Origin of the sequence: Kaistella treverensis (assembly GCF_900114045.1) — a bacterium.
In the GTDB taxonomy this organism is placed as follows: Bacteria; Bacteroidota; Bacteroidia; order Flavobacteriales; family Weeksellaceae; genus Kaistella; species Kaistella treverensis.
Genome location: NZ_FORQ01000002.1, coordinates 78,550 through 100,104, shown reverse-complemented (window position 1 = coordinate 100,104; position 21,555 = coordinate 78,550). Strand labels below are relative to the sequence as shown.

15 protein-coding genes are annotated in these 21,555 nt (G+C 39.7%); 14 read left to right on the top strand and 1 reads right to left on the bottom strand.

All coding sequences use genetic code 11. The annotated features are described in order from the left end of the window. Nucleotides 1–90 precede the first annotated feature (90 nt). The gene (locus BMZ55_RS05830) at nt 91–573 is read right to left on the bottom strand and encodes a DUF2062 domain-containing protein (protein WP_052252073.1); all 483 of its coding nucleotides are present in this window, start codon (nt 571–573) and stop codon (nt 91–93) included. A 126-nt stretch (nt 574–699) separates the two neighbouring features. On the opposite strand from BMZ55_RS05830, the gene topA reads away from it, so the two are divergent. The 14 genes from topA to BMZ55_RS05760 all read left to right on the top strand — a co-directional run bounded on the left by topA (nt 700) and on the right by BMZ55_RS05760 (nt 21,514). After that, nucleotides 700–3,273 (top strand): type I DNA topoisomerase, encoded by a 2,574-nt coding sequence (topA, locus tag BMZ55_RS05825; RefSeq protein WP_089819525.1) that lies wholly within the window; start codon nt 700–702, stop codon nt 3,271–3,273. Nucleotides 3,274–3,692: 419 nt separating this feature from the next. After that, nucleotides 3,693–6,770 carry a T9SS type A sorting domain-containing protein gene (locus BMZ55_RS05820; protein ID WP_089819524.1) on the top strand — a complete coding sequence of 1,026 codons (3,078 nt, stop codon included), beginning with the start codon at nt 3,693–3,695 and terminating at the stop codon, nt 6,768–6,770. A 79-nt stretch (nt 6,771–6,849) separates the two neighbouring features. Beyond that, nucleotides 6,850–7,926: an arginase family protein gene (locus tag BMZ55_RS05815; protein WP_089819911.1), complete on the top strand. Its 1,077-nt coding sequence runs from the start codon at nt 6,850–6,852 to the stop codon at nt 7,924–7,926. Between the two features lie 60 nt (nt 7,927–7,986). Continuing rightward, entirely contained in the window at nt 7,987–9,522 is a 1,536-nt protein-coding gene (locus BMZ55_RS05810) for a glycosyltransferase family protein (RefSeq protein WP_089819523.1), read from the top strand. Continuing rightward, complete coding sequence (locus tag BMZ55_RS05805; protein WP_233701909.1) at nt 9,519–10,514, top strand: glycosyltransferase family 2 protein; 996 nt, start codon at nt 9,519–9,521, stop codon at nt 10,512–10,514. Before BMZ55_RS05810 ends, BMZ55_RS05805 begins: the two co-directional genes overlap by 4 nt. 19 nt (nt 10,515–10,533) lie before the next feature. Beyond that, a complete protein-coding gene (locus tag BMZ55_RS05800; protein WP_089819521.1) occupies nt 10,534–11,664 on the top strand; it encodes an EpsG family protein in 1,131 nt (376 codons plus the stop codon). Nucleotide 11,665: 1 nt separating this feature from the next. Beyond that, nucleotides 11,666–12,787 (top strand): glycosyltransferase family 4 protein, encoded by a 1,122-nt coding sequence (locus BMZ55_RS05795; protein ID WP_089819520.1) that lies wholly within the window; start codon nt 11,666–11,668, stop codon nt 12,785–12,787. Between the two features lie 31 nt (nt 12,788–12,818). Continuing rightward, nucleotides 12,819–13,688 carry a polysaccharide biosynthesis/export family protein gene (locus tag BMZ55_RS05790; RefSeq protein WP_089819519.1) on the top strand — a complete coding sequence of 290 codons (870 nt, stop codon included), beginning with the start codon at nt 12,819–12,821 and terminating at the stop codon, nt 13,686–13,688. A gap of 1 nt (nt 13,689) precedes the next feature. Further along, nucleotides 13,690–16,161, top strand: a complete 2,472-nt coding sequence (locus tag BMZ55_RS05785; protein WP_089819518.1) for an exopolysaccharide transport family protein — start codon at nt 13,690–13,692, stop codon at nt 16,159–16,161. A gap of 174 nt (nt 16,162–16,335) precedes the next feature. Then, complete coding sequence (gene porG / locus BMZ55_RS05780) at nt 16,336–17,103, top strand: type IX secretion system protein PorG (protein ID WP_089819517.1); 768 nt, start codon at nt 16,336–16,338, stop codon at nt 17,101–17,103. Nucleotides 17,104–17,106: 3 nt separating this feature from the next. Then, a complete protein-coding gene (locus BMZ55_RS05775; protein ID WP_089819516.1) occupies nt 17,107–17,856 on the top strand; it encodes an isoprenyl transferase in 750 nt (249 codons plus the stop codon). A gap of 27 nt (nt 17,857–17,883) precedes the next feature. Next, complete coding sequence (locus tag BMZ55_RS05770; protein ID WP_089819515.1) at nt 17,884–20,418, top strand: BamA/OMP85 family outer membrane protein; 2,535 nt, start codon at nt 17,884–17,886, stop codon at nt 20,416–20,418. A gap of 12 nt (nt 20,419–20,430) precedes the next feature. Beyond that, nucleotides 20,431–20,973 carry an OmpH/Skp family outer membrane protein gene (locus tag BMZ55_RS05765; protein WP_039341861.1) on the top strand — a complete coding sequence of 181 codons (543 nt, stop codon included), beginning with the start codon at nt 20,431–20,433 and terminating at the stop codon, nt 20,971–20,973. Between the two features lie 46 nt (nt 20,974–21,019). After that, entirely contained in the window at nt 21,020–21,514 is a 495-nt protein-coding gene (locus BMZ55_RS05760) for an OmpH/Skp family outer membrane protein (RefSeq protein ID WP_089819514.1), read from the top strand. The last annotated feature ends 41 nt before the right edge of the window (nt 21,515–21,555 follow it).

Sequence of the window (21,555 nt, the reverse complement as noted above, 5' to 3'; positions counted from 1 at the left end):
CGTAGATGAGAAAACTAAAATTTTGAGCTTGAAAGCCGAAAAAATTCGCTGCTTTAAGGGCAAATTTTTTCGTTTTACATAATTGCGGTTTTATTTCTTCTGTGGTTTAAATTTTTGAAGAAATATATAGGAGAGAAATCCTAATATTAATGAACAGCAAATCGCGAGGATGAAACTTCCAATAAGGTATTGCACCAGATTATTTTTAATGAAATCCATGTCAAAAGTCTGGTTTTCCAGCGAAGTGCCGTTTTCTACGAAAGGCGCGCCAACCATCATCGAAGCGAAAATAATTAAAGGAATAAGCGGTGGAAAAGTAATCTGCGATGACATGAAAGTCAGCATTTTATTCATTTTAAAATAAACCGAAAGCGAAATCGCTAGAAATGAATGCAAACCCCAAAACGGTGAAAGCCCGATGAAAATTCCCAGTGCCACAGATTTGGCTTTAACTTCATTTGTTCCATCGGTTTCCAGAACGTTTTCTTTTAGAAAGCGTTTTAGGCCTTTTCGCCGGAAATACCGGTAAAATATTTTCTGGCTTTGAATGGTATTTTGGATGAATTTTTTCAATTAGAACTCGAACTTCGAAACAAATGTAAGGGTTTTCGGACTTCCACTTTGGTTTTCATTGGCCTGAAACTGGGTCGGAAAAATTGTCATTAAAAAAAAACTTCTACTTTTGCAAAAATTTCGAGGATGTCAAAAAATTTAGTGATTGTAGAATCACCGGCGAAAGCTAAAACGATTCAAAAATATTTGGGGAAGGATTTCGAGGTCAAATCCAGTTTCGGCCACATCCGCGATTTGCCTAAAAAAGGCATGGGCATCAATCTGGAAACTTTTACCCCGGATTACGAAGTTTCTGCTGATAAAAAGAAGCTCGTTGCTGAATTGAAAGCCGCTGTAAAAAAGGCAGATATTGTCTGGCTCGCCTCCGATGAAGATCGCGAAGGTGAAGCCATCGCGTGGCATCTTGCACAAGAGCTGAAATTAAAAGACGACAACACACGACGAATTGTTTTCCACGAAATTACGAAAAACGCTATTTTAAAAGCGATAGAAAATCCCCGAAATATCGACCAGAATTTGGTGAATGCACAACAGGCAAGGAGAATTTTAGACCGGATTGTAGGTTTTGAAATGTCGCCGGTTCTCTGGAAAAAAGTAAAAACGGGACTTTCTGCAGGGCGTGTACAATCTGTAGCTGTACGTTTGGTTGTGGAGCGCGAACTGGAAATCCGTGGTTTTACCCCAAAATCTACCTTTAAATTTGACGGAATTTTCCTGAATGCTGAAAAGCAGGAAATCGCAGCCAAGCTGAAAAAAGATTTTGCTAAAGAAGCCGACGCTGAAGAATTTTTAAAGCAATGTCAACAAACCGATTTTAAAGTTCTGAATGTTGAAACAAAACCGGGAACGCGCACCGCATCAGCACCGTTTACGACATCCACTTTACAGCAGGAAGCCAGCAACAGACTCGGTTATGGCGTTACGGCGACCATGCGCGTTGCACAAAGACTGTACGAAGAAGGATACATTACTTATATGAGAACCGATTCCGTGAATCTTTCTCAGGAAGCAATTAACGGGGCAAAAGCACAAATTTTGGCCGAATATGGCGAAAAATATTCGAACCCAAGAAATTATACCACCAAATCATCATCAGCGCAGGAAGCTCACGAAGCAATCCGCCCCACCGATTTTTCCGTAAAAACCATCGGAGATGTTCAGTTGAATAAATTGTACCAACTTATTTACAGAAGAACTTTGGCATCGCAGATGACGAATGCCAAAATTGAAAAAACGGTTATTGAAATCGGTGACCAAAAGTTGCCACATCATTTCGAGGCGCAAGGTGAGGTCATTATTTTTGATGGTTTCTTGAAAGCCTACGGAATTTTAAAAACCGAGGAAGACGACGAAGAAAACAATGAAAAATTATTGCCGAAAGTTTCTATTGGCGAAGCGCTGAATTTCCGAAAAATAGAAGCCACCGAAAAGTTTACGCGACCGGCGACGCGCTACACGGAAGCCGGCCTGGTAAAAAAACTGGAAGAATTGGGAATCGGACGACCTTCAACTTACGCGCCGACCATCCAAACCATTCAGAATCGCGAGTACGTAGATAAACGTGAAATTTTGCCTCAGGAGCGGGAAATTTTAAAGATGACTTTAGAAAAAACCGAGCTGAAAAAGGAAATTTTAACAGAAAAATTTGGAGGTGATAAAAATAAATTTGTACCCACAGATATTGGTGAAGTCGTTAATGAATTTTTAACCCAAAACTTTGCTGAAATCCTGGATTATGGTTTTACCGCAAAAGTGGAGCAAGATTTCGACCTTATCGCAAACGGCGAAGAAAAATGGAAAGAAGTTTTGCAGGGTTTCTATAAAGATTTCCATCCGAAAATAGAAGATGTAGAAGAAAATGCTGACCGCGCAACCGGCGAAAGAATTTTAGGGAAAGACCCGAAAACCGGCAAAAATGTGCTTACCAGAATTGGCAGATTTGGTCCGATGGTTCAGATCGGGGAACAGGACGATGAAGAAAAACCGATTTTCGCAAGCTTAATGGCCAACCAGAATATCGCGACCATCACTTTGGAAGAAGCGCTGGAACTTTTCAAAATTCCATTTGATCTAAAGGAGTACGACGGACAAACCGTGACGATTGGTGTTGGACGATTTGGTCCGTATGTGAAATGGGGCGAAACTTTTATCAGCATTCCGCGTAGTGAAGATCCGCTTTCAATTACGCAGGAAAGAGCTGAAGAAATCATCGAAGAAAAGAAAATTGCCGATGCACCAATTGCGAGTTATAAAGGCGAACCGGTAACGAAAGGAACGGGAAGATTTGGTCCGTTTATTAAATACCAGTCGATTTTCATTAACGTTCCGAAACGCTATGATTTCGAAAATCTTTCGCAAAACGATATTAAGGAGCTGATTGAAGCAAAACTGGAAAAAGAAGCGAACCGCTACATTCAGCAATGGCCGGAGGAGAAAATTTCCCTGGAAAACGGAAGATGGGGACCTTTTATTAAGTTTGGAAAAGCAATGTTTAAAATTCCGAAAACCAAAAAAGACGAAAAATATACTGCTGAAGAATTAGCAGAAATTCCTTTGGATGAAGTGAAAAAATGGATCACCGCACAAGATAAAAACGCTTTCAAAACCAAAGCTAAAAAAGCGCCCGCAAAAAAGCCCTCGGCTAAAAAACCTGCTGCTAAAAAGCCCGCAGCTAAAAAGCCCGCAGCTAAAAAGAAATAAAATGCACTTTTAAGGCCGAAAATTTAATCTTCTGAAGCGATTGTTTCAGAAGATTTTTTTTGAAATTAAAAATTTCATGCTTTTAACTCGTTATTTTTTAGATTATTAGCTGGTGAAAATTAGACTTTATTCACAAATGCTTGTTTAATTTCGGTTAAATAAATTTAAACAAAAACTTTTTCCAATTTTTCTTTAACACACTATTTCTTGCGCTGTAGACCTTATATCGGAGCTATCGACAATTTGCTTTTTACAGCAAACTTCAAACAACATTTTTCTTCTTTTTTATAGTGTTAATATTTTACCAATATTTATATATTTGACCCGCACAAAAAATGAAAAAAAACAAAATGTTCTATTAAAACACACAAACGATGTTAAAAAATTAGCACAATTAAATTGTAATAATTATTTTAACGATGATAAAATATCCCTTAATAATATTTTGTTTTTTTGCTCATGTTCTAACAGCTCAGACTTCCAGCGCCGCGAAAGGCCCGAACAGTTACATTTACGATATTGATCTTGCACAGCAGCAAGGTTTTAGCGGTATAGAAATCCCCGTGAAAAAGGCCTACGATATGTGGTCTGATTACGAATTTCTAAAAGCTAACAATATTTCCACACCAATTCCTGCAGGTACACAAACTGCTTCTCTCTACTGGGAAGATGTACCGGGTTTGGTGCAGAATGTTGCTATAGTTTCGCAAGGCGGTCCATCTTCTTCTAAAATCAAAGTTTCCATAGACAATGCCCGAGGAAAAGGCAATGCGGTTATCGCGTTTAAAGTGAACGGAACCATTTACTGGAGCTGGCATATTTGGGTAACAGACAATCCCGAAAACGGCGTGAAGTATACCCAAGGTTTCGAAACTGATATAAAAGGAAATCCCGTCGAAATTCAATATATGGACCGCAACCTGGGCGCCGCTAGCAGTAGCTTTCTGGGTGATCAATGGCAGAAAAGCGGCGGATTAATGTACCAGTGGGGAAGAAAAGATCCTTTCCCGCCCTTGGTTTACAAAGATTCTTTTTTTTATGAAATCAGTGGGGAAGTGGGTGTTTTAAAACACAAGCAGGTTGATTCGAAAAATTCTATTCCTGTAAAAGTGCGGCCTTTCGATGAAATTGAAAAAAACATTGAATATGCCGTCAAAAATCCTTTAACCTACATTGTAAATACCGATAACACCGGAAACTGGTTTTCCAGCAGCCGTTATAAAGTTGCAGGTGCAAGCCCGGATTATGTCACCTGGGATTTATGGTCTGATAACGCGAAAGGACAGAACAGCAACGCCAGCAGTTCCAGCACAACTTTAAAAAAAGAAAGTGCTTCCTACGAGCTGAAATCTGAATTGGATCCGTGTCCCAGCGGCTGGCGCGTGCCTTCATATTACGGGCGCGAAACTCAAAATAATAATCTATCTTTTTTCGGCCGAAAAAACAGCGGGGTAAATGACGATTCCAATGTGCAATACCGCCAGATTTTCCCGGATGCTGAAAATACCAGTTTAAAAGGCATAAAAGTATATCCCGGTTTGGGAATGGATTTCACAAATGCGCAAGAAGGTGCAAGAAATATCGGCATCATGCCGGTTCCCGGAGCGTACGTGTATTATCCAAATGCAAACGCACCGAGCGCACCGGTTGGTGTAACTTTCCAGGATAATCAGTCGAACGGCGGATTGTGGAGCGCAACTTTTGCGTATGATGGCGCGAGACTGTTCTCGATACTTTCGGATCCCTACCGAACTTCCACCAGTGTTGGTTTGCATGCGATTTATAATAATGAAACCAACCCAACAAAAACCGGAAACGCTGTTCGGTGTATGCGCGATCCCAATATGGCAGTCATCGGCGATTTTGCAACGCAATATTTCTCTGATAAAAAAGAAAATTACCGTGTAGGTTTAGATAACCCGAATTCTTACATTCTTACTGGAAACCAAAAACTGGAAATTCCCGTAAACAAAGCGTTTTCGGTTTATAACCAATTATTGACGCAGCGCGAAATGTTGCCTTCGGATAAATTGGTTGCAAAAGTTCTTTGGACAACAAACGAAAACCTAATTTCTAAAGTAAATATCCGTCCGGACGCAGCAGATGCTCGAAATTCAGTTATTGAAGTTACCACAAACGCAAATACCGAAGGTAATGCGGTGGTTTCACTTCACAACGGGGACGTGGACGGACCGGTTTACTGGAGCTGGCATATTTGGGTGACAAAAGACAACCCGACGGAAAACACAGTGAAATACACGACCGAAAGTCAAATTCCGGCTAAATTTAACATCCAAAATACAGGTACAACAAAATTGCCGTCAATGACCACTGAATTTATGGACAGGAATTTAGGTGCGCTAAGCAGCGATCTCTCGTCTGGAAAAGCCAACGGTCTGCACTACCAGTGGGGAAGAAAAGATCCGCTTCCGTCTTTCGCAAATGGAAGCCAGGTTTTGGTTGCGTCGCAAAAAAATGCTGCTGAAGAGGCAAATTTTATTAAAGTAAGCAGCGCAGATTATGCAAACCGTTTTTCAAGTGCATATCAAGATTACGGTTCCAAAAATTCCGTGCAAAATAAAAAGGTAAGTGAAAATTTAAAATTTTCGGTGCAAAACCCGCTGATTTTTCTGTTTCAAAAAAATACCGGTAAAATCTACAACGGCGGAAACCATTATGATAATGATCTAAATGAAGTTCGTGACTGGGTGGCTGATGGCCGTGCGCAAGCTGCTGAAAGATGGGGCCACGCAGATGTAAAATCACCGTTCGATCCGTGTCCGGAAGGCTGGCGTGTGCCGGATGTAACCTTTACCAATCTGTACACCGGTTCCAAAGGAAACTCGCCGTGGTACAACGGTTATCAAAATGACACGTATGGAAAACCAGGTGTAATCCAGGATCAGTGGCAGGATATTGCCAAAAATTATTCCGGAAAGGTGGAAGGAACCAAAGGTTGGAAATTTGAAAATTCGGTTTTTAACATCGGTGCTTTTCCAGCGGACGGAATTCGTGGTGAAATTGGTGAAAACCAGTTGAAGTTTGAACGTTCAGGCGTCTGGACGGCTTCTATGGCAGATTTTAATTCCGGTTTTGCTTTGGCGATGCAGTTTCAGAACGATAAAATGCAGACTGCGACCGGCGTTTACCCGCAAGCCGCAATGTCCGTCCGCTGCGCAAAAGACGTGACGCGCTTATTAGGAACACCGCGCGTGAAAAAAGTAATTCAGGTAACAGTGCCAAAAGTTGAATCTCCCGTGCAAACGGTTACAACAACTGATGTTCAGATTTATCCGAATCCTTTTACCACAGAGTTTTCAATTAAAAATAAAGACAGCCAGATGGTGGAAATTTATGATATGACCGGCAAGATGCTTTTGAAAAATTCCGTTCAAGACAATAAAGTTAATGCAAGTAATTTGCTTCCGGGATTATACATTGTGAAAATCGTTATGAAAGACAATTCCGTGATTACCAAAAAGATCATCAAACGTTAGTTAAATTTTTTTATAACGAAAAGCATCGCCTTTGGTGGTGCTTTTTTTATATTTTTGTTTTTCATTCAAAAAAACTTCTATGAATCTTGAAGATATCTTTATTCCCGCCGAAAAAATCAGTGCCGAACCGTGGCAACTTGGCAGCATAATTTCGTCTGAAATAAAAGAAAATAGCATCGTGCTGATTTTCTGCTCAGATTATCGCGGCATCAGCGACGGCGAGGCGGAAATGGCAGATTTCAGAAATATTAGAAGAGAACTGTATAAACTTTCAAAACTCGATTTTGAAGTTCCCATTTGTGATCTGGGCGATTTGGTTTCCGGGCGAACGCAGCAGGATACGCATTTCGTACTTGGTGAAATTATCACGATGTGCCGGCAGAAAAACGCAGTTCCGGTCGTTGTTGGTGGCAGCAACGAACTTTCTTACGTGCTTTTTTCAACTTTAAATTCACTTCAGCAACATCTTACTTATACGCAAATTTCAAATGTAGTTTCGCTAAATAACGACGGTGAAAATTTAACCGAAACCAACTTTCTGTCCCGAATTTTAAGTTCCAAAAATTTCAGTCTGAAAAATTATCACCATTTAGGTTATCAAAAACATTTGAATGCGAACGATTCGGTGAAACTGATGCGCGAAGTTGATTTTGATGTGATTCGACTTGCGGAAATGATGGGAAGCAGTGAACGTACCGAACCGTTTTTTCGCCAGGCTGATCTCGTGACCGTAAACTGCGATGCCGTAGAAAGTATAGGCGATGGTTTCTCGGTGAATCCGCAGGTGAACGGCTTGAACCGCCGTGAAATTTGTGCTTATATGAAAGAAATTGGCCTGAGCCAGAATTTAAAAGCTGCCGGTATTTTTAATGCCAATATCAGCTCGCGAAACCAGCTGAATCACCAGCTTTTGGCGCAGATGATCTGGCATTTGATCGAAGGAATTAATATCCAGAAATCACATCCGACTGAAAAAGCTTTTGAAACTTTTTGGGTGATGATTGGCGAAGAAAAATTTGCGTTTCAGCGCGAAACTTTTTCAGATCTGTGGTATTTCGGAACTGAAGAAAACGCCGGAAACTTAAAACCGTGCGCGCAAACCGATTACGAAATGGCGAAAAAAGGTTTCATTAATCCGAGATTGCTGAAAATATAAGCGAAAACGCTTTAACGCATTGATGATTTTAAATTCCTACTTTTGCCGCAACACACCAATATGAAAAGAATTTTAGCAAAAATTTCCGAAAATCCCTTTTGGCTGATTTTGCTGACGGTAATTTTTAAGCTGCCGATGTTTTTCACAAAACATATTCAGGAAGATTCTTTTATTACGTGGCGCGTCGCGAAAAATTTGGTGAATTACGGCGTTATCGGTTTTAATGGTGACGAAAAAATTTCCGCCTCTACGACCCATTTTTATGTTTTTATCTCGGCGCTTTTCAACGTTGTTTTTGGTGAAAATTTCATTTATCCGCTGCTGATTTTCAGCAGTATTCTGTTCGCGATCGGTTCGTGGTGGCTTTCTAAAATTTTATTCCGCAATCAGCCAGTTTTTCGCGTGTTGTTTGTGATTTTTCTTAATATGACGCCGCCGGCGCTCACGGCTTCGCTGTTGGGAATGGAATACGGAATTTTATTTTTCCTCTACAACGGTCTTATTTATTTTGGCCTTTTTCGAGGCAAAAGATGGGCGTATTTCATTTTTCCAATTCTGCTTTTATGGACGAGAATTGACACCGTAATTTTCCTCGGGCTTTTCTTTTTGGCGGATATTTATTTAAAGAAAAAATTTAATTTTTACCTGCTTTTAGGCGGAATTTTTGGCCTTTTCAGCGTTGTAGGTTTTAATTATTTTTATTTCGGCGAAATTGTCAACCACACCATTACGGCGAAAAAAATCGCGTATAAAAACCTGCTGCAAAATAACAGCTTTGAATTTTTGATGCTGCAGTGGGCGTATTACGGCGGTTTAATTAAAAAATACAGCTACCTAACATTTTTAATTTTCCTCGCTTTTCTGGTTTTTCTCGCGTTTATTTTGTTTAAAATTAAACGTGACAAAAAAATATCTCCTTTAATTAAAGCTATATTGTTTTTCATCACTGCTTTTGCTTTAATTAAAATCACGATTTTTTCAGGTTTCAAAGCATATTTCGATTGGTATTACTGGTTGCCGCGAGTCTTTTTATTCGCCGTTATTCTGTACTTTTTTCTGCATTTAGAAACAAAAACAAAAACGCTAAAATTTGGCCTTTTAACGGCATTTTTTTTCGCTTTGTATTTTTTCCAGTTTATTCAGTCGTACACCATCGGATATATGGAAGAGCGCCAAAGAATGCAAATCGCCGCTGATATAAATCGAGAAAAAACAGCCGCAGAGCAGTCAATTTTTCTGGAACCTGCGGGTATCATTCCTTTCTATACGGGACTTTACACTTACGATGAGGTTGGTTTGGTGAATTCGAAAATTAACGATGAAATGCTGAAAGATGAAAAGTTCTGGTGGATCAATTCGGTTAAGCGTTTTAAGCCCGATTATATTTTGACGATTGCCGGAAAACCGGACGTTGGCGCGCGTTTTTATACTTTAAAGCCGCAAGATTCCGCAAATTTCAACCAGAATTATCATCTGGAAAAAATCTATCCGATTAAAAAAATTCATGAAGAAGCGCCGGCGATGTTGAGATGGATTTACAAAATCCGGCCGATTGGCAAGGATTATTTTCTCTACCGAAAAAATCAAAACCAATGATGAGGCCGGCTGTTTCGATAATTGTTCCGGTTTATCAGGTTGAAAAATATCTGCACAAATGCCTGAATTCTTTGGTCAACCAAACTTTAGAAAACATCGAAATTTTGGTTATTAATGATGGAAGTAGCGATGGTTCGCAAAAAATAAGCGAGGAATTTGAGCAAAAATTCCCGCTTTTAATTAAAGCTTTTCAAAAAGAAAATGGCGGTTTAAGCGACGCGCGAAATTTTGGTTTAGATCGTGCGACCGGAGAATTTATCGGTTTTGTGGACAGCGACGATGAAGTTTCGCCGACAATGTTTGAAGAAATGTACAGTTTAGCAAAAAAGCACGCCGCCGAAATGGTGATTTGTAATCTACAAAAAGTAAATGAAAACGGAAAAGTTCTTCAATATTTGATTCAAATTCCGCATCTGCCGGAAAATATCGAGCTAAAGGAGCATTTTTCTGTCTTTTCCGATTTGTCTTATTTTGCCTGTAATAAAATTTATAAGCGTGAGCTTTTTACAAACAAACGTTTTAAAACAGGAATTCATTTCGAAGATATTCAGCTTATTCCGCAGCTTCTTTTGGAATGTTCGGTGATTGCCCAAACGCAGAAGTTTCATTATCAATATTTGGAACGCAACGGTTCTATTTCTAAAAGTCATTCAGTAAACGGAATTGATATTTTACGCGCGGTCGAAGACGTTTCGGAATATTTCAAAACCTCAAAATATGCTTCGAGGAAAGCTGAACTTAAAAATTTTCAGATTTTAGAAGGTGTGTATACTTTCCTTGCGTACACGGCTTTTGTGAAGGATTCCGCGGTTTTTAAGCAATTGGAAATTGAGTTGAAAAACTTCAGAAAAAGGCATGAAATTTCGCTTTTAGAAATTTTGCGCTACAAAAGATTTGGAAGAAATTATCTGCTATCTTTACCGCTGAAGAAAAAAATCTACTATTTCCTTTGTTTCACCGGCTTTTATCCGATATTTAAAAAAATAATATAATAAACCGCTGTTTTATTTGATGCCAATTCTACACCCGATTTTTGCGATAATCTTTGCCTTTCTTGCCTTTGCGAGTTACTGGGAGATTTTCCGCTTGGAGAAAAAACAAAGCGTTTTTATCTGGATTGCGGGTGTTTTAATCATCATTGCAGTTGGTTTGCGCTTGAATGCCGGCGCGGATTATCCGGTTTACCGCACGCTTTTCGCGGGTTTTTCGCTGTACACCTCGTATAACGACGTTTTTGACAAAGCACTTTTCCGCCCGAACGCGGAAGAAATAGAATGGATTTACGTACTGATCAATAAACTTGTTTTTGATTTTGGTTTGCCGTTTTTTGTGGTCACATTTATTTGTGCCTTAATTGCGGTAACGCTGAAGTTTACCGCCATTTACAAAAATGTAGCGTTTCCTGCTCTGGCGCTGCTTTTTTACTTTATGCCCATTATGTTTTTCGAGGATTCCGGGCAAATGCGCCAGGGACTTGGCATTGCGGTGTGTATTGCTTCATTTAAATTTATTAAAGACCGAAATCTGCTGATGTTTCTGGTCTGCATGTATATAGCTTTGGGTTTTCACAAAACTTCGGTGGCGTTTATTCCGGCGTTTTGGATTGTAAAAATTCCGATGAACAGCAAACGGATTTTCTGGGTTTTGATTATTGCGCTTTTGGTTTCACCATTGGAATTGTACCGTTTGGGCGGCGGATTATTCAGCTCCATCGCTCCGGACGATCTTTCCGGCGCCTATACGGGCTATCTCGACGACCGATATTACGGAACTGAAGTAGAAACCGGCTTAAATGATATTGTAAAACTTATTTTTATCGCGATTTTAATTAGATTTGATAAACGTGCCTGCGATGAGGTTTTGTGGTATGAATATATGCGGAATCTCGCGGTTTTTGGCTTGGTTCTGTTTTATTTTTTCCGGTCCAATGAGATTTTTGCGGTAAGACTTCCGGGTGCCTATATGTTTTTTGTAACGATGTTCTGCATGACGAGCATTGTGTACGCGGTACGCGGCAGAACCCGGCAAATTCTGTATCTTGGATTTATGACCTACCTTATCGCAATGTTTTTTTACTTCGGTAAAGGAAATGGCGACAAAGGTTCCTTCACGATAGATAAATATACAAACGTACTCTGGTAGGATGAATGAACTGATAAAAGATCTACTGGCATCCATGGGTGTTTCTCTCTTCGCGGCAAAGCTCGTGCTGGGGACGGTTTTTTCATTTTTGCTGACGTTTTTCAGCATCCCGACTATCGTGAAGATTTCTCGCCGAAAAAACCTGATGGACGAACCTGGAACCCGAAGTTCGCATTTGCGAAAAATCCCGAATTTGGGTGGAATTGCTATTTTTTATTCGCTTGCCGTTTGCGCTTCTATTTTTGCTTTTGAACTTTTTGAACTGTATAAATTTCTTTTTGCTTCGCTCGTCATTTTGCTTTATATCGGTGTGATGGACGATATTGTGGTGATGCGTGCTTATAAAAAACTTTTGGCACAGGTAATAGTTACAGGGCTAATGGTTTTAGGCTCCGATGTAAGAATTCGAAGCTTTTTCGGTGTTTTTGCGATCTATGAACTGAGCTATACGGCAAGCGTGATTTTCAGCATGCTGACTTTTATTCTGCTTATCAATGCTTTTAATTTAATTGACGGCATTGACGGCCTTTCCGGAGGTTATTCGGTGATTTGCAGCGCCTTATTCGGTATCAGCTATTTCCGCCTCGGCGAATTTAATTATCCGCTCGTGGTTTTGTCCGGAGTAATTATCGGCTCGGTCATTGGATTTCTTTATTATAATTTGTCAAATTACCGGAACAACAAAGTCTTCATGGGCGACACCGGCTCAATGATTATGGGATTTCTCCTGGCATTTACCGCTATTTGCTTCCTGGATATTTTCATTGATAAAGAACTTCCCGACGTTCCGCGATATTATTTGCAGACGGCGCCCGCGATTGCTGTTGCAATTTTAATTTTACCAATCGTCGATACACTTCACGTAATCGTTATCCGGATTAGGAACAAACAGTCGATTTTTGTGGCTGATAAAAACCATATTCACCACAAAATGGTGGAACTGGGACTTACACACCGCAGATCCTGCTTTTATATCTTGGTGTATTATTTATTTATTGTGGGAACCGCTTATTATTTCCGGCATATAAACGTTAATTTTTTAATGTTGATTGTGGTAACTTTAGGTTTCATTGGAGCATGTATTCCGCGTATAATATTAATAAGCAGACAGAAAACTAATTAATTTGTTATTTTTGCAAACACTTTTTACGCTAATGAAAATATTTAAACTGTTTTTTCTCCTCTTTTTTGCCCTTTTTTTACAATCCTGCATTTCGTCCAAAGATGTACGGTATATGCAGCCCAACGAGAGTTTGGTAATTAACGAAGAAGGTTTGGTGCCGTATAATATTCCGGTTTACCGTATCACCAAAAATGATATGCTGAACCTGAACATTGTAACCACACCAAAAGGTGATGCCGCGCAGTTTTATTCCAGCTTGAATGCCACGGTTAGCGACGGAACAGGAAGGACCAATGCGCAATCGCCGACAAATATGTCGGTTTCCAACCAGCAATCAAAAGACAACGGTGGAAACATCAATTTCTATTTTAATGGGTTAAAAGTGGATTCCAAAGGCGATATTAATGTTTTCGGAATTGGGTATATTAAAGCTGAAGGACGAACTTTAGAGGAAATTTCACAGGAAATTCAAAGCCGTGTAGACGAAAATTTCGTGCAGGGAAAATCGGAAGTTCGCCTGAATACTGACGGAATTACCTATTACATTCTTGGTGATGTGGAAACTATTGAGGTCAGTGGCGAGAAAAAAGCGCATAAAAATACCTTGACTTTAACGGAAGCACTTGCAATAAACGGTGGTTTAAACCGAACCGTGGATCGTACTAATATTGTGATTCACCGCAAACTTCCGGAAGGTATAAAAATCGCGAGAGTGGATCTTACCCGTGAAGATGTCATGAATTCACCGTATTATTGGGTGCAAAACGGTGATGAAATATTTCTGAACACACGCTCTAAAAACCTAAATGGTTTTGGTAAAGATCCTATTCAAACGCTTACCACAGGTGTATCTGTAATTACCACGGCAATGTCTATTTACCTAATTTTAACCAGACTGTAAGATGATTCCGGAAAAAGAAACCACACAGTCCGTAAGTAAAATTGGCTCTTTCGCAATTTTCGATGTAGAACATTACATTCGCCGGGTTGTGCGCAACTGGTATTGGTTCGTGCTGATGATCGCTCTTGGTCTGGGGATTTCCTGGGTGTACAGCAAGTATTACGCGCAGCGTGTTTACGCATCTAATCTATCTCTAAGCGTATCAAATAATACCGCGAGTTATTTTACGCCGAACCAGTCCATCAACTTTATTTGGGGGCAAAACGGCAATCAGGACGGAATTTATTTAAAAAAAATGCTGCTATCGCGTTCGCACAATGAATATTTGGTTCAGCAGCTTGATCTTTACATCAACTATTCTACAAAAGGTTTAATTAAACAAACTTATCTGGACAAATATGATTCGCCGGTTTTTTTCGAAATCGATAAATCTTATCCGCAGCAGGTTGATTATCCGATTACCCTGATTCCCAAAGGCGGCAACCGCTATGAAGTGGTTTTACCTTCGGAAGGTGAATCTACGAACCTTTATTCCTACGAAACCGAAAGTTTCCGCCCTATTTCGCCTTTTAAGAGACCTGAAAATAAAGTCATTGGTCTGAATGAATGGTATGTGGCACCGAATCTGCGCTTCCGTTTGTTGAAAAATGAGCAGCCGAGCCCGATTCAGTTCGAAAATATAATTGTCAATTTATCGACGGTAAATTCAACGGTAAACAATTTATTCAACACGATAACGGTTGATTTTGACAAGGAAATCAACTCCATCATGATCATTACAAAAAAAGGTTATAATCTGAACGGAACGGTAAATTTTCTGAACACTTCGGTAGATGAATTGCAAAAAAAGCGCTTAATAGACCGGAATACTGTTGATAAAAACACCGAAAAATATTTGGTAGAAAACCTCAATAATATCCGGAAAAAATTAGATTCCAGCGCCACGGTTCTTAACCAAATGAAAGTAACGGAAGGTTTGTACGATGTAGAAAAACGCGACGAAAAATCTTTGGACGAAATTAAAGCACTTGACGCAAAAAAAGCTGAACTAATAACCAGGATTAATTCCCTGAACAGCATCAAAAATTCACTTGCTTCTCAGAATTTAGACCGTTTAATCAATATGAGTGCGGCCGGCATACAAGATGGCGTTTTTGACGCAACAGTTTCGGAGCTAAAAAATCTGTATGCAAAACGCCGTGAACTTGCGCTGATTTATACCCCGAATTCCGAACCGATGCGCGAAATAAACCGTTTAATTAATGAAGCACGCACAAACTCGAACGGCTCCTTACGCACCTATTACAATACTTACCTTGGCGAACTGGCAAAAATCGATCGCCAGCTTGCACAGGTCACTGCTGGCCTGGTGTCTTATCCGGCGAAAGAGCGAAAATATCTGGATGCTGAACGCGGCTATAATATGATTGAAGCGACGTATAACACGCTTTTAACCAAACAGAACGAAACACAAATTCGCGTAGCGACCAATAAATCGGACATCACGGTGATCGATGCTGCTAAAAACTTAGGTCAGGAACCAATCGCACCGAATATTGCAAAAGCAAAATACATCATCATCGGAGGACTTGTGCTTTTGCCGCTACTGCTTCTGGCAATTGGCCAACTTCTCGACAACCGTATCCGAAACATCAAAGAACTTTTGCAGGTAACAAAAATTCCGCTTTTGGGTGTTATCGGCAGAAACTCTCATGACAATAACCTTACGGTTTTAGAACAGCCGCGCTCTTCAATTTCTGAAGCCTTCCGCGGAATTCGTGCAAATCTGCGCTTTTTGCACAAAGAAGATGATACCTCAAAAGTTATCCTGCTTACCTCATCAATTGGTGGGGAAGGAAAAACTTATGTTTCCATCAATATCGCTTCGGTATTAGGTCTTAGTGGAAAAAAGACCATTCTGCTAGGGATGGATTTACGTAAACCGAAAATTTTTGGTGATTTTAAAATCAATAATAAATTCGGGATTTCCAATTACCTGACCGGTGAAGTGGAAATGGACCAGATCATCAATCAAACATCTATTCCAAATCTGCATGTTGCGACTTCGGGCCCAATACCGCCGAATCCTTCGGAATTGCTGATGAGTGAAAAAAGCATTAATTTTATCAAGGAATTGCGCAATCATTATGATTTTGTCATCATTGATTCGCCGCCGGTTGGCTTGGTTGCCGATGCTTATGAACTGATGAAATACGCAGACGCGAGTATTTACGTGGTTCGCCATGAATATACTGAAAAGCACATGCTGAAAATGATCACCGAAAAGTATCATAATAATGAGGTGCAGAATCTTGGTTTGGTGTATAACGATTACCAGGGCGGCAAGCAGGGTTATGGCTACGGCTACGGTTACGGGTACGGTTACGGCTATTTTGAAGAAGATGCAACGTATGAAGAACCTACGATTATTAAAATCCGAAATAAAATTCGGGGCATTTTTGGCAAAAAATAGCGATTTAGCTACATTGCAAAATTTTAAATTAAATATTAAAAAACGAAAAAATTGCCTTAAATAGCCGTTAAAAATTATGCTTTTTTGAGGTTATTTAACTAAATATTAAGAATTTCATTCAGGTAAAATTGTTTTATATTTGCAGCAATTTATAAATTTTGATTCCCAATTTTCATGCAAAAGAAAATTATATACTTTTTTATTGTGCTCTTTTTCATTTCGTTTTCTGTAAAAGGGCAGCGGCATGAAATCGGTGTTCAGTTGGGAATGAGCAATTTGGTTGGTGACATCGGTAGAACCAACTATATTTTGCAAAAACCTGTGGGTAATTACCGCGAACTTGGTATTCCGTTTTATGGTGGAATTTTGTACCGCAGGAATTTCAATCCGTATCAATCCGTCCGTTTGAATATTGGTTACAGCCATATTCAGTTTTCAGATGCGCACGCAAAAGAATTATACCGACGAAACCGATATCTCGATGGCAGCAATTCGATTTACGAAGCTGATGTTTTGTTTGAATATAATTTTTTTCCGGTGAATGAGGAGCACAAAAGTCTTGTGAGTCCCTACATTTTCGGCGGTGTGGGCGGAATGCTGCACAGCACGCCGCAGTTTATCGTTGAAGATAATAAGGACGGCCCTTATGTTTCGGCACTTTCATTAGCAATTCCGTTCGGAGCGGGGCTAAAATATAAATTTAACTACAATTGGGCACTTTTTGGTGAACTGATGTTCCGCGCAACTTTTTCTGACTCCATAGATTATAGCAGCGTTGATGATAAAAATATAAAAATAGGCAATAATACACTTACTGAGCAGCAATTAGCTGACATTATACAAGACCGGGAAATAGGAAATCCAAATTCTAAAGATTGGGTTAATTCCATCACTCTTGGGCTTAGTTATTCATTTGGCAGACCGCCGTGTTATTGCGATTAGATAATGGAATCCATCAAAGAAAAAATAAATCCTGACCACTTACCGAAACATGTCGCCATTATTATGGATGGCAATGGGCGTTGGGCAAAATCCCGAGGTAAAGAACGCACTTTTGGTCATAAACACGCAATTCAGGCAGTTAGGAACGCCGTAAGTGCCTGTAATGAACTCCACATTCCATATCTTACCCTTTACACTTTTTCATCTGAAAACTGGAAGAGACCGGATGATGAGGTAAACACGCTGATGAGTTTAATCTCTGAAACGCTTCTGCTGGAAGGTGAAGAAATTTTCAGCAAAGGTTTGCGCATGCACGTGATTGGTGATATTAAAAAGTTACCGCCACTCGTTCAGGAACAGATGATGCAGCTGGTAGATATGACCAAAAATAACGACAAGGGAAACCTTGTTTTGGCATTGAGCTACGGTTCGCAGAAGGAAATTTTGGACGCGGTAAAAAAAATAGGAAAAAAGCTAAAAGAAGGGGAAATTTCTGAAGAGGACATCAATGAAGAACTGTTCGAAAACCATCTTTACACCAAGGACCTTCCACCGGTGGATCTTCTTATCAGAACCAGTGGTGAAGTTAGAATCAGCAATTTCCTGCTTTGGCAAATCGCTTATGCAGAATTGCAGTTTTTAGACATTTTATGGCCAGATTTTACTGCGGAAGATTTTTACCGCTGCGTTTACAATTATCAGTGTAAAGAGCGAAGATTCGGCAAAATCAGCGAGCAGCTGGACGAAAAATAATTATAAAGAAAGATAGCAAGATAAAAAATGAAGTTTAAATTCCTACCCATCATCATGTTTGTGGCATCGGCACATTTCTATGGTCAGGTTACCCCCGAACAGCCTCAGGAAAACAATCCTGTCTACGCTCAAAACGAAGCTGGCACCTATATCCTGAAAGACATTGTCGTAGATGGCGTAAAAAAATACAGCGCTGCTCAGATTTTAAGATTTACCGGTCTTAATAAAAATGAGAGCGTGGAAATCCCGGGACAAAAAATCAGTAATGCGATTAAAAAGCTTTGGGATCAACAATCTTTTTCCGTAGTTGAAGTTTATGTTCAAAGCATTGAAGGCGATCAGGTAGTTCTGCGTTTTAACCTTCAGGATCTTAAAGAATTAGGTGAAGTAAAATTCACCGGAAAAGGCATTGGGAAATCAAAAAGTGAGAAACTGGCGAAAGACAACAATCTAAAACCGGGAACTAAAATCACACAGAATTTAATTTCGACCTTAAAGACCAATATTCCGCAGGAATATATTAAAAAAGGCTATGCTGATGCGAAAATTTCCATTCAGGATAAAGTAAACGCGGGTGATCCTGATTTGGTAGACTGGACCATTGAGGTTGATAAAGGTAAAAAAATCAAAATCAGCCATATTGAGTTTGAAGGAAACGAAAGCGTTTCCGACCGAAAACTGCGTAATAAAGCCTTTAAAGATACAAAGCAGAAAAGTTTCAGCATAAAAGGTATTTTAAAACCTTCCAGATTCATCGAGGAAAAGTATGAAGCTGATAAAGATAACCTGATCAACTATTACCGTTCGTTAGGTTTCCGCGATGCTAAAATCGTGTCCGATTCGGTGTGGCGCAACCAGCAAAACCAATTTGAAATCAATGTCAAATTGAACGAAGGTAAAAAATATTATATCGGAGATATAAATTTCCTTGGAAATACGGCTTATTCCACAGATTATTTGCAGAAAGTTTTAGGCTATAAATCCGGTGATATTTATGACGCTGTAGGATTTAATAAAAAAGTTGGTGAAGACGGCGGTAAAGAAGATGATTCAGACATCAAGTCGCTGTACATGAACAACGGTTATCTTTTCTCCAACGTAACGCCAATTGAAAAATCGGTGGTAGGAGATTCAATCAATCTGGAAATCCGTATTAATGAAGGTGAAAAAGCGACCTGGAACCGTGTAACCTGGAGTGGAAACACTACAACGCATGACCACGTAATCCTGCGTTCCTTACGTACAAAACCGGGAAGTTTATTCTCGAAAAGCGATATCAAAAGAACGTACTTCGATTTAGCCGGAATGCAGTTTTTTGATCCGCAGCAAATTGGGCAACAGATTAATCCAAATCCGCAGGACAATACTGTTGATGTTCACTGGACACTGGTTGAAAAAGGTTCCTCACAGGTTCAGCTTCAGGCTGGTTACGGTGGCGGCTCATTTATCGGTACGCTGGGACTTACATTTAACAACTTCTCTTTGAGAAATTTCTTGAAATTGAAGGATTTTAAACCTGTTCCGCAGGGAGACGGGCAAACGCTTTCAATTCAGGCGCAGGCGGGACAATATTTCCAGAACTATGGTATTTCGTTTACAGAACCATGGTTATTCGGAACACGTCCAACAGCGCTTTCAATTGGTGTCAACCAGTCTTTGGTAAGATATAGCGACCAATTTGGTTTGACCCAAAAACTAAATATCTTCTCCGCCAGCGCAGGTCTGAACAGACTCTTAAGATGGCCGGATGATTATTTCTCTTTATATACCGGAATCCAGTACCAGAGCTACGATTTCCAAAATTATCCGTTCCAGTTTGGGAACACCACGGAATATTATGGATCAGCGAAAAACTTCAGTTTTAATATTGGTTTAAGCAGAAATTCTGCTGGTTTAGACCCGATTTTCCCAACAATGGGTTCCAACATCGAAGCTTCGGTAAAATTCACGCCGCCGTACAGTCTTTTCAGCGATAAAGATTATTCTACCATGGAGCCGATTGAAAAATACAAATGGCTGGAATTTTATAAAGTGAAATTAAAAGCTGATTCTTACAACACGGTTGCAGGTAAACTGGTATTAAGGAGTACTGCAGAAATGGGCTTCCTGAACGGTTATAACAAAGAGTTGGGAGCACCGCCTTTTGAAAGATTTTATGTTGGTGGTACAGGACTTATGGGAGGCAGATATGATGGTCGCGAGCTTGTGCCACTACGTGGATATGAAAACGCTTCCTCTTCCGGTGGATCAATAGATGATGTAACGCCATATGGTGGTGCAACAATTTATAACAGATTCGCGTTAGAGTTAAGATATCCGATCTCAATGAACCAAACCGCGAAAATCTACGCTTTATCTTTCCTTGAAGGTGGAAACGCTTATAATTCCTTCGGAAGCTATAATCCGTTCCAGCTAAAACGCTCTGCCGGACTTGGTATCCGCGTGTATATGGGCGCTTTTGGATTGATTGGATTTGATTTTGCCTACGGTTTTGATAAAACACTGTCAGGTTCTGAACCTTCCGGCTGGAAAACTCACTTCCTGATGAATCAATCGCTCTAAATCATTTTAGTGATGAAAAAGTTTAAGCTGTTAATTTTTCTCTTTGCCTTTACACTTACGGTAAGCGCACAGAAAATAGGTGTCGTAGATACCAATTATATCCTGAACAAACTGCCTCAGTACAAAGATGCTGAAGCACGGCTCACCGAGCAGATCACGAACTGGCAAAATGAAATTCAAACGCTTCAGACAGAATTTGACAAGAAAAAAGAAGCCCTGGAAAACGAAAGAGTTCTACTCGTTGGTGACCAACTGAAACTTCGTCAGAAAGAAGTGGATGATCTGGATAAAAAGATTAAAACCATGATTAATAACCGTTTCGGTGCCATGGGTGAAATCAACAATGTGCGCTCCAATCTAACCAAACCTTTTCAGGACCAAATCTGGAATGCAATACGCACAGTATCAGAGAAAAACACCTTGGGCATAGTTCTTGATAAAAGCAACAACATCAGTGTAATTTTCCTCGATAAAAAGTACGATTATACCGATAAAGTCTTAGATTTGCTGCTGAAAAATTCCCCCGAAAAAGCGGCAGAAAAAAAGAAGAAATAAAATAATTTTTAAACAACAAAAACGAACGATAAATTTAACCCCAATTATGAAAAAATTAAGTGTATTATTTGCAGCAGTAATGATGTTTCTAACTGTAGGAGTTGCAAAAGCCCAAAAAATGGCGATGATGGACTACGAATCTGTATTAGCTGCAATGCCGGAAACTAAAAAAATGACCAACGATTTGGATGTTTTCAGCAAAACTAAAGGTGACGAATTACAAAAACAAGCTGAAGCTTTTCAAAAAGAAGTTCAGCAATATCAGGCAGAAGGTGCGAAATTAACTGAAGCTCAAAGAACAGCAAAAGAAGCTGATCTTCAGAAAAAACAACAAAACCTGCAACAAATTCAGCAAACTGCTCAGAATGATTTAGCTCAAAGAAGAGATGCCGCGGTAAAACCAATCATCGATAAATTAAACAAAGCCGTAGAAAAAGTGGCAAAAGCCAACGGTTACGATTTTATTATTGACGGTAGCGCATTAATCTACAAAGGTGGACCAGATGCTACACCAGCAGTGAAAAAAGAACTCGGACTTTAATTAATCACCTTGATCAATCTAACCATCCCGATTATCCGGGA